Source organism: Streptomyces sp. SS7, from assembly GCF_037993025.1.
Taxonomy (GTDB): Bacteria; Actinomycetota; Actinomycetes; order Streptomycetales; family Streptomycetaceae; genus Streptomyces.
Genome location: NZ_CP141223.1, coordinates 9,095,818 through 9,111,928, shown reverse-complemented (window position 1 = coordinate 9,111,928; position 16,111 = coordinate 9,095,818). Strand labels below are relative to the sequence as shown.

General features: G+C 74.0%; 13 protein-coding genes and 1 pseudogene. 1 reads left to right on the top strand and 13 read right to left on the bottom strand.

What is annotated here, in order from left to right; translation table 11 throughout:
* From hypA to U5640_RS40935, 12 genes and pseudogenes are all read right to left on the bottom strand, one after another.
* On the bottom strand, nt 1–393 hold the full coding sequence (hypA, locus tag U5640_RS40990) for a hydrogenase maturation nickel metallochaperone HypA (protein WP_340384299.1): 393 nt from the start codon (nt 391–393) through the stop codon (nt 1–3).
* A 291-nt stretch (nt 394–684) separates the two neighbouring features.
* Nucleotides 685–1,213, bottom strand: a pseudogene (locus U5640_RS40985) (hydrogenase maturation protease).
* Complete coding sequence (locus U5640_RS40980; RefSeq protein WP_340384298.1) at nt 1,210–2,622, bottom strand: hypothetical protein; 1,413 nt, start codon at nt 2,620–2,622, stop codon at nt 1,210–1,212. The pseudogene U5640_RS40985 and the gene U5640_RS40980 overlap by 4 nt, the downstream one beginning before the upstream one ends.
* The gene (locus U5640_RS40975) at nt 2,619–3,311 is read right to left on the bottom strand and encodes a DUF6084 family protein (protein ID WP_340384297.1); all 693 of its coding nucleotides are present in this window, start codon (nt 3,309–3,311) and stop codon (nt 2,619–2,621) included. Before U5640_RS40975 ends, U5640_RS40980 begins: the two co-directional genes overlap by 4 nt.
* A complete protein-coding gene (locus U5640_RS40970; RefSeq protein ID WP_340384296.1) occupies nt 3,308–3,937 on the bottom strand; it encodes a DUF5947 family protein in 630 nt (209 codons plus the stop codon). Before U5640_RS40970 ends, U5640_RS40975 begins: the two co-directional genes overlap by 4 nt.
* Nucleotides 3,934–4,461, bottom strand: coding sequence for a hypothetical protein (locus tag U5640_RS40965; protein WP_340384295.1), 528 nt, complete (start codon nt 4,459–4,461; stop codon nt 3,934–3,936). The genes U5640_RS40970 and U5640_RS40965 overlap by 4 nt, the downstream gene beginning before the upstream one ends.
* Nucleotides 4,458–6,239: a nickel-dependent hydrogenase large subunit gene (locus tag U5640_RS40960; protein ID WP_340384294.1), complete on the bottom strand. Its 1,782-nt coding sequence runs from the start codon at nt 6,237–6,239 to the stop codon at nt 4,458–4,460. The genes U5640_RS40965 and U5640_RS40960 overlap by 4 nt, the downstream gene beginning before the upstream one ends.
* Before the next feature lie 92 nt (nt 6,240–6,331).
* Nucleotides 6,332–7,420, bottom strand: coding sequence for a hydrogenase expression protein HypE (locus U5640_RS40955; protein ID WP_340384293.1), 1,089 nt, complete (start codon nt 7,418–7,420; stop codon nt 6,332–6,334).
* 49 nt (nt 7,421–7,469) lie between these two features.
* Nucleotides 7,470–9,260 (bottom strand): hydrogenase maturation protein, encoded by a 1,791-nt coding sequence (locus U5640_RS40950; protein ID WP_340384292.1) that lies wholly within the window; start codon nt 9,258–9,260, stop codon nt 7,470–7,472.
* A gap of 692 nt (nt 9,261–9,952) precedes the next feature.
* The gene (locus tag U5640_RS40945) at nt 9,953–10,210 is read right to left on the bottom strand and encodes a hypothetical protein (RefSeq protein WP_067256812.1); all 258 of its coding nucleotides are present in this window, start codon (nt 10,208–10,210) and stop codon (nt 9,953–9,955) included.
* Nucleotides 10,197–10,454 carry a DUF6400 family protein gene (locus U5640_RS40940; RefSeq protein WP_340384291.1) on the bottom strand — a complete coding sequence of 86 codons (258 nt, stop codon included), beginning with the start codon at nt 10,452–10,454 and terminating at the stop codon, nt 10,197–10,199. The genes U5640_RS40945 and U5640_RS40940 overlap by 14 nt, the downstream gene beginning before the upstream one ends.
* A 100-nt stretch (nt 10,455–10,554) precedes the next feature.
* Nucleotides 10,555–13,038, bottom strand: a complete 2,484-nt coding sequence (locus U5640_RS40935) for a SpoIIE family protein phosphatase (RefSeq protein WP_340384290.1) — start codon at nt 13,036–13,038, stop codon at nt 10,555–10,557.
* A gap of 126 nt (nt 13,039–13,164) precedes the next feature.
* On the opposite strand from U5640_RS40935, the gene U5640_RS40930 reads away from it, so the two are divergent.
* Nucleotides 13,165–15,240 carry a SpoIIE family protein phosphatase gene (locus tag U5640_RS40930; RefSeq protein ID WP_340384289.1) on the top strand — a complete coding sequence of 692 codons (2,076 nt, stop codon included), beginning with the start codon at nt 13,165–13,167 and terminating at the stop codon, nt 15,238–15,240.
* Here U5640_RS40930 and U5640_RS40925 read toward each other — a convergent pair.
* Nucleotides 15,227–15,925: a GNAT family protein gene (locus U5640_RS40925; RefSeq protein ID WP_340384288.1), complete on the bottom strand. Its 699-nt coding sequence runs from the start codon at nt 15,923–15,925 to the stop codon at nt 15,227–15,229. The two genes, U5640_RS40930 and U5640_RS40925, sit on opposite strands and share 14 nt — an antisense overlap.
* Nucleotides 15,926–16,111 lie beyond the last annotated feature (186 nt).

Sequence of the window (16,111 nt, the reverse complement as noted above, 5' to 3'; positions counted from 1 at the left end):
TCAGCACTCCTCCTGGATCGGTGCGCCGGCGGGCGCGGGGGTGCCGTCCTCCCACTCGACGGCGGCGATCTGCAGGTCCCGCCCGGTGCACAGGTCGGTCCGGGTGCCGCCGCAGCCGGGGCAGGTCAGCCGGGGCGGCATGCCGACGGCCCATTCGTGGGCGCAGGAGGTGCAGCGGGCCCGGCCCGCCACGGGCTCGGTGACGAGCTCGGCGCCCTCCAGCAGGGTCCCGGCGCAGGCCAGTTCGAAGCAGAAGGAGAGCGCGTCGGGGGCGACCCCGGCGAGTTCGCCGATCCGGAGCCGGACCGAGCGGACCGCCGTGACGTCCCCGGCGCGCTCGGCGGCCTCGGTCACCTGCTCGACGACGGCCAGCGCGACGGACATCTCGTGCATCGGTCTCGGACCTCCCGGACGTGGGCGTGCCCCCCGCCGGGCTTCATTAGAGGCGGGGGCGCCCGGGCACCCGGCCCGCCGCGCCGTCACCGGTCGGCGGCTACGCCCGTTCGACGCAACCGCGCGGCCGTCCGGGCGTCGCGGGGCGGGGGCCCGGCGTCCCGGGTCACATACGGCGGATCCGCAGGTAGCGCCGCAGGTCGGGGAACAGCTCGGCGGCGACGGCTGCGGTGGCGGCCACCGCGGCCACGGCGGCTCCCCCGATGACGATCTTCTTCATCCGTCTCTCCTTCATCTCGCCGGCGGGGCCTCGGCGGCCCCGGCCGGTGCCGCGGACGGCTCGCCGTCCCGCAGCAGCTCTTCGATCAGCCGTACGGCTTCGGGCACGGCGTCGGACACCGGCCGGCTCAGTCCGATGCCCTCCTCCACACAGGCCGGCTCGCAGCCGACGACCACGGTGCGCCGGGGTGGGTGTCCGCCGGTGCCGGCGCAGAGGGTGTCCAGCAGGGCCAGGACGGTGTCGGGGGTCATCCGGTGGCCGTCGATCGCGGGCACCGCGCCGGGTTCGGCGGCGGGACCCTCGTGCTCGATGACGTAGAGCGTCCCCCGGGGCCCCGCCGCGGGCCGTGGCGTCGACGAGGACGAGGGTGTCGTAGCCGTCGAGGAGCCGGTAGGCGAGGTGCACCCCGCGGACGCCGATGTCGGCGACCTCGACGCGCTCCGGCAGCCGGGTCCCGGCGAGCCGGCGGACCGTCTCGACGCCGAAGCCGTCGTCGCCGAGGAAGATGTTGCCGATGCCGGCCACCAGGGTGCGGGTCACGGTCCGGCCTCCAGCGGTACGACTTCGTCCGGCTGGAAGTAGAGATAGCGGCCCTGTTCGCGGCGGATGTCGGCGCCGGGGTCGCCGTCGACGGTGACGGCGAGGTGCACCGTGCCGTCGACGTCGTGCAGCACGGCCTCGACGGTCGCCGCGCGGCCGTGCAGGAACAGGTCCTGGGCGTCGGTGTGGCGCAGGCCGGGCCGCAGTTCGACGCGGTCGCCCCTGCCGACGGGCCGGTCACCCACGACGACGGTGTCGTGCTCGGGGTCGAAGCCGGCGTCGCTCGCCGGGTCCCACCAGGGGGTGTCGGGGCGCGTCACCCCGTGCTCGTCCGGGAAGCCGGTCTCCCCGGTGACCTCGCGCAGGCCGCGCACGGCGCCGTGCAGCCGTTCCAGCACCTCGGCCGGCATCGAGTCCGCCAGGTCGATCACGGCGGCCGCCCGGGGGTCGGTGCCCCGGGCCTCGCGCTTCTCCTCGTCGGTGAGGGCGGCGGTGCGCAGGGCGAGGATCTCGTCGATCTCGGTGGCGTCGTACAGGGCGCCGGGGCTCTCCGGTGCGATCGCCGGGTGGTCCTCCAGGATGATCGGGGAGGACAGCACGAGGTCGGCGCTGCCCGGTTCGCCCGCGAGGACGGGCCAGGTGTGCAGGTTGCGGCAGCCGGCGACGGCGCCCCTGGCCCATTCCGGGGGATCGGTCATCGACAGGAACGATCCGGCGCTGAGGGCCATGAGGAGGTGGGTGGCCACCAGGGAGTGCGGCAGGGCCGCGTCCCGGTCGGCCGTCCGGCCCTCCGGGGGCACCCAGCCGCTGGTGTTCTCCACGACGGCGGTGAGCCGCAGCGTCCGGTAGGGGCCGTCGAGTTCGCGGGCGGACAGCCGGACGCTGCCGTGGACCTCCTCGGACCGCCGGTGCAGCCGGCCGACGGTGCGGCCCGCCGGGTCCAGGACCGGTTCGGTGTCCTCGCGGGCCGGGAGCCGGAAGGGGCGCGTGATGCCCTCCCCGAGCAACTCCTCGACCGGTACGACGAGGGCGACGCGTTCCTCGGCGCCCTCGTCCCAGGGCACCAGCACCCGGTCGTCGAGGCGGAGTTCGGCGACGGTGTCCCAGCCGCCGTCCGGGCGGGCCCGCTGCACGGTCCGCCGGCGGGCGTGCAGGAAGCGCACCTCGACCGACAGCGTGGCGTCCTTCCTCGGTTCCATCAGGCACTCGGTGTGCTGGAAGTCGTGCTCCTCGCTCCCGGCGCCCCAGGCGGGCGGCACGAGCACCCCGAACTGCCAGCGCAGCCGGTTCTTGGCGGCCGAGGCGCGGTACGGGTAGAGCACATAGCCCTCGAAGAGGACGGCGTCGGCCACCTGCCGGGCGAGGGCGAAGCGCTCCTCGGTCCCGGGGGCGAACGCGGTCACGGTCACGGGTCGGTCCTCCCGGTCAGGGCGGTGAGCGCGCGCAGCGGGTCGCGGCTCTCGGGCTGATCCGCGGGCGCCCCGCCGAGCAGTGCCTCGACGGTCGCCTGCCAGGAGGGCAGGGCGTGCCGGGAGCGGTAGGCGAGGAGGGCGTCCATGGTGTCGCGGGGCAGCCTGATCCAGCCGCAGCCGGGGAAGTGCTGCTCGACCATCTCCCGCCAGGTGGCGACCGGCATCCGGAAGGGGGCCTCGCGGTCCCAGGGGACGGGTTCGACGCGGAAGCCGCCGGAGCCGGTGAAGGCGGTGCCGGAGAACAGCAGCAGCAGCGGGACCTCGCCGTCGGTGAGGGCGGCGAGGTAGCGGGTGGCGGCGATGTCCAGGTCGTAGGTGCAGGGGACGACGAGGTCGGCCTCGGTCTCCCCGGTGAACGCGGTCACCATCAGCGGGACCTGGGCGAACTGCACCGGGTTGAGGGTGGTGCCCCAGCGGGAGCGCTCGCCGAACAGGTCCTTGAGGCCGTCGGCCTCCCCATCGCCGTAACCGCGCCGGGCGGGTTCGATGCGGATCTGGCAGCGCAGCGCGAGGGCGTGCACGGGGGTGTCGCCGGACGCGGTGACGCGCAGCCGGAAGACGAGCGTCGGCCCGGCCGCGTACCGGTCGGCGCGCACACCGGTGCAGGTGAAGGAGAACTCCGTCATGGGCGGCCCGCCTCCTCCAGCGGCCGGGCGCGGTGCGCCACCTCCGTGAAGAACGCGTCCAGCGCGGCGCGTGCCTCCCGGCCGCCGTCGAAGCCCTGCCACAGCAGTCGCATCCGGCCGACGAGTTCGTAGCAGACGTCGATCGGGACGAGGTGGCAGTCGACGTGGTCGTCGGTGCGGCGCAGCAGCAGTGCCTCCACGTCGGGTTCGAGGAGGCCGGCGAGCCGGCTGTCGCCCAGGACCGCGGTCCAGGTGTCCGGGTCGAGTTCGCTCTCGGTGGCTCCGGCGGGGCTCGGGTAGAGGGCGACGAGCCGGTCTAGGGCGGCGTTGCGGAAGAAGAAGGCGACGCCGACCGGGATCTGCAGCGTCTCCCAGGCCCGCTCGTCCAGGCGGTGTCCCGGGTCGGCGAGGTAGCGGGCCGGGACCGCGCGGAAGCGGCCCGCGGCGGCGCCGGGCTGTTCCATCAGCACCGCGCAGGCCGTGCACGCGCAGGCGAGGGAGCGCCGCTCGGTGTCGACGAGATGGCGGTGGCCCTCGGGCACCACGGCCGCGCACAGTTCGCACCGCTCCGGCTGCGGGGGACGTTCGGTGAGGAACCTCCGCAGCCCGGGGGTGGTCGTGCTCATCGTGCCCCCGTCGGTGCGGTGCCGATCTGCAGGAGCGTGGGCCCGGCGGGCGCGGTCTCCACGTCCACGGCCCTGACCTCGGGGGCGAGGCCGGCCAGGGCCGTCTCGGCGGCCCGCGCGGCGTCCCCGGCCGAGCCGCAGCCGCAGCCGCCGCCCGCCCGGGCGCGCAGCCGCAGGGTGCCGCTGTGCTCCTCGAAGCCGACCACTTCCAGCCGGTGGTCGCGGACGCCGTCGAGGGCGCGGGCGATCCGGGTGTCGCGGTCCTCGGGGTGCAGGTCGTGCAGGACGAGCAGGCCGGCCACGAGGTCGTCGTCGAGCAGCTCGGCGAGGGGGCCGCCGGGCGCGGGGTCCAGAGTCGCGACGACGCGGGCGAGGCCGGCGCCGTAGAGCTCCATGAGGGAGCGGACGAGTTCCTCGGCCGCGGCGGCGCCTTCGCCGGTCGTGGCCAGGCGGTCCAGGACCTCCTCGATCCGGTGCCCGGTCCGCTCGGCCGTCACCGGGCGTGCCGCGGTCGGCGCGCTCATCCGCCCAGTCCGCTCAGGCCGGTGGGCACGTGCATCGACTTCACGGTCTTCCCGCCGCCGACGTACATGTGGACGCCGCAGGGCAGACAGGGGTCGAAGCTGCGGACGGCGCGCATGATGTCGATGCCCTTGAAGTTCTCCGGGGGGTTCTCCTCGAAGATCGGGGTGTTCTGCACGGCGTCCTCGTACGGGCCGGGGGTGCCGTAGGAGTCGCGGACGCTGGCGTTCCAGGGGGTGGGCGGGTAGGGGTGGTAGTTGGCGATCTTGCCGTCGCGGATCACCATGTGGTGGGAGAGGACACCGCGGACGGCCTCGGTGAAGCCGCAGCCGATGCTCTCGTCCGGGACCTCGAACTTCTCCCAGGTCTGGGTGCGTCCGGCGCGGACCTCCTCAAGGCCCTTCTCCGCGCAGTGCAGGGCGACGGCGGCGGCGTAGGCCTGGAAGTAGGTGCGGGCGCGGTTGCGTTCCAGGGCGTTGGACCACTTCGGGATCTTCCACTCGAAGGTGGTCTCCGGCTTGGTCAGGGTGCGGGGCAGGTTGATGACCACGCTCTGCCCGGTGGCCTTGACGTACCCGATGTCGACGAGCCCGGACAGCGCGGTGGACCACAGGCGGGCGATGGGGCCGCCGCCGGTGTCCAGGGCGAGGTGGTCCTTGCCGTCGTACCAGCGCGGGGACATCACCCAGCTGTACTTGTCGTCGAAGTTCCGCTTCTGCGGGGCGGGGATGGTGTGCTGGTTCCACGGGTGGCGCGGGTCGACCGGGTTGCCGAGCGGGTCGTGGGTGACGAACTGCTCCTGGCCCTGCCAGTCCTCGTAGTAGGAGCTGCCGAGCAGGATGCGGATGCCGAGGTTGATCGCGGTGAGGTCGTTGGTGACCAGTTTGCCGTCGACGACGATGCCCGGGGTGACGAACATCCGTCGGCCCCAGTCGGTCATGTTGGCGTACGTGAAGTCGCAGTACTCGGGGTCGTTGAGCGCGCCCCAGCAGCCGAGCAGGACGCGTCGGCGGCCGACCTCCTCGTAGCCGGGCAGGGCCTCGTAGAAGAAGTCGAACAGGTCGTCGTGGAGCGGGACGACCCGCTTCATGAACTCGACGTACCGCATGAGGCGGCTCAGGTAGTCGGTGAACAGCTGCACGGAGGCGATGGTGCCGACGCCGCCCGGGTAGAGCGTGGAGGGGTGCACATGGCGGCCCTCCATCAGGCAGAACATCTCGCGCGTGTACCGGCTCACCTGGAGGGCCTCGCGGTAGAACTCGCCCTCGAGCGGGTTGAGCGAGCGCATGATGTCGGCGATGGTGCGGTAGCCGTGCTCGGCGGCGTGCGGGGCCTCGGTGCGCTCGGCGAGTTCGAGGACGCCGGGGTTGGTCTCCCTGACCATCTTCTCGCAGTAGTCGACCCCGACCAGGTTCTCCTGGAAGATGTTGTGGTCGAACATGTACTCCGCGGACTCGCCGAGGTTGATGATCCACTCACCGAGGTGCGGGGGCTTCACGCCGTACGCCATGTTCTGCGCGTACACCGAGCAGGTGGCGTGGTTGTCGCCGCAGATGCCGCAGATGCGGCTGGTGATGAAGTGGGCGTCGCGGGGGTCCTTGCCGCGCATGAAGACGCTGTAGCCGCGGAACACCGACGAGGTGCTGTAGCACTCCGCGACCCGCTTCTGCTTGAAGTCGATCTTCGTGTGGATGCCCAGGCTGCCCACGATCCGGGTGATCGGGTCCCAGGACATCTCCACCAGACCGGTGCCGTCTCCGGCCGCCTTCGTCCTTGCCATGGTCGTTGCCGTGCCCTTCGTTGCGCGGGAGGTTCGGGTGTGGGGGGTGCACGAAGCAGAAGCGGATCACTCGGTCCGGGTGCGGGAGGGCGTCACCAGGGCGGCCGGTAGCCGGTGGTGATCTTCTCGCCGCTGCGGCGCCACTTGGGTTCCTTGTCCACGGTCTTCGCGGTGATGTCGCGCAGCCTGCGGATCACGGCGCCGTACGCGCCGCTGGCCGTGCTGGAGACCTTGGCCCCGGGGGGTTCGTCCATGAACGGCATGAACTTGTCGGGGAAGCCGGGCATGGTGCAGGCGATGCAGATGCCGCCGACGTTCGGGCAGCCGCCGACGCCGTTCATCCAGCCGCGCTTGGGCACGTTGCACTTGACGACCGGGCCCCAGCAGCCGATCTTGACCAGGCACTTCGGCGAGTCGTACGTCGTCGCGAACTCGCCCTGCTCGTAGTAGCCGGCCCGGTCGCAGCCCTCGTGCACGGTGGCGCCGAACAGCCAGGTCGGCCGCAGCTTGTCGTCCAGCGGGATCATCGGGGCGGACCCGGCGGCCTGGTAGAGCAGGTAGGTGAGCGTCTCGGCGAAGTTGTCGGGCTGGATGGGGCAGCCCGGGACGCACACGATCGGGATGCCCGCGTGGGACTTCCAGTCCCAGCCCAGGTAGTCGGGGACGCCCATCGCGCCGGTCGGGTTGCCGGCCATCGCGTGGATGCCGCCGTACGTGGCGCAGGTGCCGATGGCGACGACGGCGAGGGCCTTGGGCGCGAGGCGGTCGATCCACTCGCTGGTGGTGATGGGCTGGCCGGTCTCCGGATTGTCGCCGAAGCCGCACCAGTAGCCCTCGGGCTTGATCGCCTCGTTGGGGATGGAGCCCTCGACGACCAGCACGAACGGGTCGATCTCGCCCCGCTCCCCCTTGAAGAACCACTCGATGAACGTGTCGGAGCCGCCGATCGGGCCGCACTCGAAGTCGATGAGGGGCCAGTGCACCTGGATGCGGGGCAGGCCGGGCAGCACACCGAGGACGATCTCCTCGATGCTGGGCTGCATGGCCGCGGTCAGCGCGACCGAGTCGCCGTCGCAGCTCAGCCCGGCGTTGATCCACAGGACGTGGATGGTGGGCGTCTCGTCGGCGGGTGCGCCTGTGGCGTCCGCAGCGCCGACCGTGTTCGGCGTCGCCTGGCTCATGGGGACCGCCTCCTGGGGAGGTGAGGGACAAAGGCCTGCATTTCGGCCATCAGGTTTCTTCGTACCAGCGGTTCGGCCCGGGTGAGACACGATCGGGGGCCATTGCGGTGACGTCGGCCGGGGAGGGGGTCGGCCGGGTGTGCGCAACCGGGGCGAGGTGCCGCGGGGTGTGGGCGGGGCGTCTCTTGTGCACGAACGCCCGGCGCAGGGCGTGGTACGGGGCGTCGGGATCGTCGAAGGTCTCCCGCATCCGGGCGAGCTCCCGGTCCCGGAAGCCGGACAGCGGGGTGAGGCTCTGGAGCCGGTCCAGTTCCGCCTTCTTGGCGGTGATCCGGGCCGCCGTCGCGGGCAGGGCGGCCAGGCGGGCGGCCAGCTCGGCGACCTCGGGGGCGAAGGCGTCCGGGGCCCGGTCGACGAGCCGGTCGACGAGCCCGAGGCGGCGGGCGGTGGTCGCGCTCACGGGGAGTGCCTCGCTCATCAGGCGGGCGGCGGCTGCGCGGCCGGCCCGGCGCGGGAGGGTGTGGGTCCAGTACTCCGAGCCGTACAGGCCCATCAGGCGGTAGTGGGGGTTCAGCACGGCGCCGGAGCGGCACCAGACCTCGTCGGCGGCGAGGGCGAGCATCACCCCGCCCGCGGCGGCGTTGCCCGCGACGGCCGCGACGGTCAGGCGGTCGGTGGTCGTCAGGACCGCTTCGACCAGGTCGTCGATGGCGTTGATGTTGGCCCAGGACTCGGCGGCCGGGTCGGCGGCGGCCTCGATGACGTTGAGGTGGATGCCGTTGGAGAAGAAGTCGCGCGCGCCGCCCAGCACCAGCACCGTGGTCGGCCGGTCGCAGGCCTCCCGGTAGGCGTCGAGCAGGCGCCGGCACTGCTCGGTGCTCATGGCACCGCCGGGGAAGGAGAAGGACAGGAAGCCCACGGTCCCCTCCTCGCGGTAGCGGATGTCCGTCCAGCCGCGCTCCCGGGCGTCGGGCAGCCGGGGCGGGGTGCGGTCGGGCAGCGGCGGCAGCCGGTCACCCAGGGCGAGCACGGCGGGCAGCTTGAAGGTGGGCGGCGCCCCGCGCAGCCGCCGCAGCCGCAGCTCGGGGATCCACACGGCGCCGTCGGCGGTGGCCCGGCAGATCGCCCCCGCCCGGGTGGCCAGCAGGTCGCCGGGGCGGCCGCGCAGCCGGTCCTCGGGGTGACCGCCGTGCAGGTACCACTCCTCGCCGAAGAGCACGTCGAGCACACCGGGCTGGGAGTCCGCCGCCCGCAGCTTGCGCAGCACGGTCCGGGTGGAGTCCTCGGCCCAGTCGATCCGCCGGACGCCCTGGTCGAGGTACGGGCGGGTCCGCAGCCGGGGGTCGGCCGCGGCCGCCGCGTCCTGCCCGAGCGGTACGTACGTCCCCCCGGCGAAACGGTCCACGGCGAGCAGGACCGCCCGCAGCGCGGCGTCGGCGATCTCGCCCCGGTACAGGTCGCTCTTGGCCACCTCGGGGACGCGGCAGGGCACGCAGGCCCACACGTCCCCGGCGTCCATCTCGGCGTCGGCCCGCAGCACGGTGACGCCCCACTCGTCGAAGCCCTCGTGGATCGCCCAGTCCAGGGAGGACGGTCCGCGGTCGCCGGCGGGGCCGGGATGCACGACGAGACAGGGGTACGCCGTCCACACCTCCTCGGGGATCGCCGTGCGCAGCATCGGGGCGAGGACGAGGTCCGGTGCGTGGTGCCGTACGGCGTCCGGCAACGAGCCGTCGGGCAGGGCGAGTTCGACCGCCACCGAGTGGCCGCGGTCGCGCAGCTCGGCGTGGACGCGCTGGGTGAGGCTGTTGAACGCGCTGGCTACGAGCAGGATGTGCACGGCTGCCTCCGGGCGGACGGGCGGCAGACGGGGATGACCGCCGGGGCGATCCTCCGCCAGCCCCGCCCACCGCCCCCCGGCGACAGACGGCCGGGTCATCCGAAAGCGGACACGACTCGGCCGTCCGGACTCACGGGGCGGCCACGGGGCCCACCACATGGAGGCAGCCACCCGGCCGCGTCGGACGACGCGGCGCCTGCGGGCTACGGCCGACGGAAGTCAGCGCGGCGAGCGGGCACAGCGCGGCCGTCCCGCTGGGCTACGGCGGGCGGATGTCGGCGCGGCGAGCGGGCACAGCGCGGTTCCCACCGGCCACCGCCGGACCGCCGCACTGGTCCGCCCGGCCGTCCCGCTGGGCTACGGCCGACGGAAGTCAGCGCCGCAAGCAGGCACAGCCCGGCCGTCCCGCTGGGCTACGGCCGACGGAAGTCAGCGCCGCAAGCAGGCACAGCCCGGCCGTCCCGCTGGGCGACGGCCGACGGAAGTCAGCGCCGCAAGCAGGCACAGCCCGGCCGTCCCGCTGGGCGACGGCCGACGGAAGTCAGCGCCGCAAGCGGGCACAGCTCGGCCGTCCGGCTCGCCGGGCGGACACGGCAGCGCACCACGCGGACGGAGGCCACCCGGCCGCACGCGGATGACGCGCCGTCGAGGTGTTCGTCGTGGCCGGGGCGATCGGTGTCGTCCGGCGGGGCTCAGGGGTGGCGCAGGCCGCTGGTGATGCGCTGCCAGGGGGTGCGGGTGGCGCCGAAGTGGGTCTCGTGGTCCCAGACGTGGGTGCATGAAGGGCACTGGAGATGCAGCAGGCTGCCGACGTTGGAGAGCAGGTAGCGCCAGTGCGTGGCGCAGGTGCGGCGCTCCTCGCAGGTGGCGCAGCCCTGCTGGTCGTTGCAGCGGGGGCAGGCCACCCAGGCGCGGCGGCCGGGGTCGGCCTGCGGGTCAAGCGGCAGCATGCCCGTCTCCCCGGGGCGGCAGGACCCCCGCCGCGACGAGTTCGTCGTGGATGCGCTGCTGCTCGGGGCTGAGGCCGGAGTAGAGCAGTGCGTACGCCGCCTCCTCCCCGCGCAGCGCCTCGACCGGGTCCCAGTCGGCGCCGAGGGCGTCCATGACATGGGCCCGCCGGAGCATTTCGTGCGCGCTCAGGTCGACCGACCAGTCGAACGGTGCGCCGGGAGGGGTGGGGCCGTGGTGGGACATGTCATCGAACGTAGGGAAGCGTCCCGCGCCCGGGCAAGAGCAGGTGGGGGATGTCACAGCAGGTCACCGAGGGTGGGGCGGGGCGGGACGGGCGGGCGGGTCAGTGGCCGATCTCCTGCTCGGCCCAGATGATCTTTCCTTCGCCCGTGTAGCGCGATCCCCACCGGTGGGCGAGCTGCGCCACCAGGAACAGACCGCGGCCTCCCTCGTCCAGGCTGCGGGCGTGCCGCAGCCGGGGAGCGGTGCTGCTGGCGTCGGAGACCTCGCAGGTCAGCCGGGTGTCACGGAGCAGCCGCAGCCGGATGGGCGGGGTCGCGTAGCGCACGGCGTTGGTGACCACCTCGCTGACGATGAGTTCCGAGGTCATCGCGAGGTCCGCCAGCCCCCAGGCCTCGACCTGGCGGGTGGCCCGGGCCCGGACGTCGGCGACGGCGGCCGGGTCGGCGGGCACGTCGAAGGAGACGACCCGGTCGGAACCCAGGCCGTGGGTGCGGGCCAGCAGCAGGGCGATGTCGTCGGGCTGCGGCACGGGCACCAGCCGCCGTACCGCCGAGGTGCACAGGGCGGCGAGGTCGGCGTCGGCCCCGGCGAGCAGGGCGCCGAGCCGGTCCATGCCCCGCTCCATGTCCTGGTCGGAGCCCTCGACGAGGCCGTCGGTGTACAGGCCGATCAGGCTGTTCTCGGCGAGCTCGATCTCGGTCGCCTCGAACGCCATGCCGCCGAGGCCGAGCGGGGGTCCGGCCGGCGGTTCCGGGAAGGACACCCGCCCGTCGGGGGTGACGACGACGGGCGGCGGATGCCCGGCGCGGGCCATCCGGCAGCGCCGGGTGACGGGGTCGTAGACGGCGTAGAGACAGGTGGCGCCGAGGAACGCGGTCGTGCCCTGTGCGGGCGACACGCCGTCGGTCCGGTCCGCGCTCAGCCGGAGCACCAGGTCGTCCAGGTGGGCCAGCAGCTCCTCGGGAGGCATGTCCATGTCGGCGAGGGTCTGCACCGCCGTGCGCAGACGGCCCATGGTCGCGGCGGCGGTGATGCCGTGCCCCACCACGTCGCCGACGACGAGGCCCACCCGGGCCCCGGACAGCGGGATCACGTCGAACCAGTCGCCGCCCACCCCGTCGCTGGGATCGGCCGGCAGATAGGAGGAGGCCACCTCCAGCGCGGTGCCGCCCGAGAGGGCGTCGGGCAGCAGACTGCGCTGGAGGGTGACGGCCGCGGTGTGCTCCCGGGTGTAGCGGCGGGCGTTGTCGACGCACAGCGCCGCCCGCGCGACCAGTTCCCGGGCGAGCAGGACGTCGTCCGCCCCGAACGACACGGGATTGACCGAGCGGATGAACGTGGTGAGACCGAGCGCGGTGTGCCGGGCCCGCATGGGCACGGAGATCAGCGAGTGCAGTCCGAACTCGCGGATGGTCGCCGCCCGCGCGGGCTGCCGGCTGGTCCACAGCTCGTCGGTGGGGTCCAGGACGGGGATGAGGATCGGCTCGCCCTCGATGAGGAGGTGCGCGTCGTGCGGTGGAGGCAGGAAGTCCACCCGGTCGCCGACCTGGGCCACCGCCTCGGGACAGCCTTCGCGCACCGAGCTCATCCCGGCCCGGCGCATCGCCGGCCGCGCGGGGGCCGGGCCCGCGTCCGTCAGCCACGCGCCGTGGCCCTCGGTGCTGAGCACCGGCTCCAGGAGGTCGACGACGACGAAGTCCGCGAAGCGCGGCACGGCGAAGTCGGCGAGTTCCTGGGCCGTCCGCAGCACGTCGAGGGTGGTGCCCACCAGGGTGCCGGCCTCGTTGACCAGGGAGAGCAGCCGGCGCGCCGTCCACCGCTCGGTGACGTCCTGGACCATGTAGCAGACGCCGGTGACGGAGCCCGCGGAGTCGACCAGCGGGAAGAAGGACGTGGAGTAGGCGTGCTGACGGTGCGGGTCGGCCCAGCTCCAGCCCAGGTACTCGTGGTCGGTGATCGGGACCCCGGACTCCAGGACCTTGCGCATCAGGCCTTCCAGGGTGGTGGCCTGGAGGCCGGGCAGCACTTCGCTGAGCCGGTGTCCGAGCCGATGTTCCCGCGGCACCCCGCCGAAGCGTTCCAGCGTGTCGTTGAGCCACACGTAGCGCAGTTGGAGATCCATCACCGCCATCCCGACCGGGGAGCGGGTGAGGAATCCGTCGAGGACGGACTGGCCGACCGTCCAGTGCGGGGTGCGCGGCCGGGCCGAGATCAGGAAGCACTCGTCCTCGCCGATCCGGAAGGACGCGGAGACGCGCAGGTCCACGTCGAGGGCATGGCCGTCACGGTGTCGTACGGAGAGCCGGCCGCTCCACCCCCTGCCCGCCCGGCAGTGCGCGGCGACGCCCGCGACCCGGGCCGGGTCCCCGGCGTCCGCCACGAGCCGCGCGGCGGAGCGGCCCACCACGTCCTCCGCCGGCCGGCCCAGCAGGGCCGCGGCGCCCCGGGTCCAGCCGATCACGACACCGTCCGCCCGCACGACCGCCGCCGCGTCGGTCGACGCGTCGAGGGGATCACGCGGCTGTGCCGGAGGGGTGCCGGGCGCCTCTCCCGCAGCATTCATGGCTTCTCGCGCAGAGTCCATCGGGCCATCCTTTACACGACCCATGGTGCTGCCTGTCCGGCGGATGCGCACGGTCGCGTACCGCGTGGTGCCCGGCGCTTTCCGGACGCCGTCGGCAGGCGCAGCATGGAGGGGAGGAGGTGGGCGATGACGGCCGAACCCTTCCCCTCCGAGGAGGACGTGTACGGCGCCGAGGCGGCGACGCCACCTCCGCCCACCGGTCTGCTGGACATGCTGAGCGTGTCCGCGATGGTGCTGGACGCCGACGGGCGGATCGTGTTCTGGACGCCGCAGGCGGAGGAGCTGTTCGGCTACACCGCCGAGGAGGCCCTCGGAAAGTACGCGGCGCGGCTGTTCATCCACTCCCGGCATCTGAAGGCCGTGGTCCGGCTGTTCGCGGAGGTGCTGGAGACCGGCCGGAGCTGGGCCGGCACGTTCCCCATCCGGCACAAGGACGGCAGCAGCCGGCTCATGGAGTTCCGCAACATGCGGCTCCAGGACGACCTCGGCGATGTGTACGCGCTCGGCATCGCCGCCGACCACACCCTGCTCCAGCGGGTGGAGACCGACCTCGCGCTGTGCGAGCGGCTGATCGACCAGTCCCCGATCGGGCTGGCGCTCCTCGACCCCGATCTGCGGTACCTGCTGGTCAATCCGGCGCTGGAGCGCATCGACGGCATCCCCGCCGAGGAGCACATCGGCCGGCGGCTGCGGGACGCGCTGCCGCTGCCCGACGTCGGGACCATCGAGTCCGCGCTGCGGCAGGTCCTCACGACCGGGACGCCGCTGCTCGACCAGTACCACGTCGGCCGGCCGCCCGCCGATCCCGACCGCGAGCACGCCTGGTCGCTCTCCTTCTACCGGCTCGAGGACCCCGGCGGGCGGGTGCTGGGCGCGGCGGCCTCGGTCGTCGACGTCACCGAACGGCACCGGGCGGCGGCCGAGGCCGACCGGGCCCGGCGGCGGCTCGCCCTGATCGCCGAGGCGTCCACCCGGGTCGGCACCACGCTGGAGGTGGACCGGACCGCCCGGGAACTGGCCGAGATCGCCGTCCCCCAGCTCGCCGACGTGGTCGCCGTCGATGTCCTCGACTCCGCCCTGGCCTGCCGCCGCTCCCGCCGACCGGACGACGGCCCGGAACTCTTCCGTGCCCTCGCCCTGAAGGCCGCCCACCCGACCGTGGCGCTGCGCGCCGCCGACGCCCCCGGGGACGTGGCGGCGTACGACGGGGACCGTCTGGTCACCCTGTGCGTCCACACCGGCCGTCCGGTCCTGGTCCGTCATGTCGGTGCCGCCGACATCCCCCGCATCGCCCGGGACGCCGAGGCCGGCGCCCTGCTGGCGCGGGCCGGTGTGCACTCGTACCTCGCGGTGCCGCTGATCGCCCACGGCGAGGTGCTCGGCGCCCTCGACCTCAAGCGCACCCGCAATCCGCTCCCGTTCGACGAGGACGACGTCGTCCTGGCCGGTGAGCTGGCCGGCCGGGCCGCGGTGGCCATCGACAACGCCCGCTGGTTCGAGAGTGTGCGCAACACCGCGCTCACCCTCCAGCGCAGCCTGCTGCCCGACCATCCGCCGCACCACGCGGGTCTGGACCTGGCCTCCCGCTACCAGCCCGCCCAGGCGACCAGCGAGGTCGGCGGCGACTGGTACGACGTCATCCCGCTGACCGACGACAAGACCGCGCTGGTCGTCGGGGACGTCATGGGCAACGGCATCGACGCCGCCGCGACGATGGGCCGGCTGCGCACCGCGACCTGCGCCTACGCGGACCTCGACCTCGATCCCGGGGAAGTGCTCCAGCACCTCGACAAGATCACCTGCGATCTGGAGCACTACATCGTGACCTGCCTGTACGCGGTGTACGACCCCCGTACCCGGCAGTGCCGGATCGCCAACGCGGGGCACATGCCGCCCGCGCTGGCCGGCCCCGGCCAGCCCCCGGTACTGCTCGACCTGCCGCCCGGTGCCCCGCTCGGGGTGGGCGGGGTCCCGTTCGGGACGACCACGGCCGAGCTGGCGCCCGGGGACGCGCTCGTCCTCTACACGGACGGTCTGGTCGAGACGCGGCACCACTCCATCGACGACCGCCTCGCGGTGCTGCTGGCCTTCCTGGACGAGCCGGACCGGCCGCTGGAGGAGATCTGCGACCTCCTGCTGTACGGCCTGCGGCACCCCGACGACCACGACGACGTGGCGCTGCTCGTGGCTAGGGCGCTGTAGCCGCGGGCGGGTCGCCTGGGCAGTGACGGGGCGGGGTCGGCGAGGCGTGCCGCAGCCAGCGGGCGTCGATCACACGGCCGTTGCCCAGCCGGTGGCGGGGCGGCCCGTCGGCCGCGACGAACCCGGCCCCGCGCAGCGCCCGCTCGCTCGCGGTGTTGGCGGGCTCGTAGCCGGCCCGCACGGTGTCCCGTCCGAGGTGGTCGTGGCCTAGCAGGGCCGCGGCCCGGAACAGCTCGGTGCCGAGCCCGAGGCCGCGGGCGTGCGGGGCGAGCCAGCCGCCGATCTCACCGGTGCCGGGGGCCAGTTCGGTGCATCCGGCGTAGCGGCCGTCGTCGAGGCGGACGGCGACCAGGACGTGGGCCTGTCCCGGGGCGGGTTCGAAGGGCCGGGCCAGCAGCCGCGCGAGCCCCGGGAGCGGGGGTCGGACACCGGCGTCGGCGGGGCGCAGCCGGACGAGGGCGTCGCGGACCCCCTCATCGGCCGTCACGCCCACGTCGTCCCAGCCGAGCCAGCGCTGGGCCTCGGGGTCGGCACCGGCCGCCCGGCAGACGACGAGGTCCAGCTGGGTCCGCGGTGTGTAGAGCAGCAGCCGCTCGGTGCGCAGGGTGTGCCTCCGCTGCCCGCAGCCGCCGGGCAGCGGCAGCCTGGGCGCCGTCGGCCCGCGGCGCAGACGTGACCAGATCATGAGCCCCCCGCTCGCCTTCCTGTGCAGTGTCACCGTCCCGGACGTTCCGGCAGCCGTCGCGGCCGTGTCGCCGTCCCGCCCCGCACGGCCTTCGCAGTGAGCGTAGGCCGCCGTGGCGGCCCGTCAACGGGGGCCGCGCGCGGGCCCGCACCCCCGGGCGCCGGCCGGGCTGCGGCCCGCACGGGG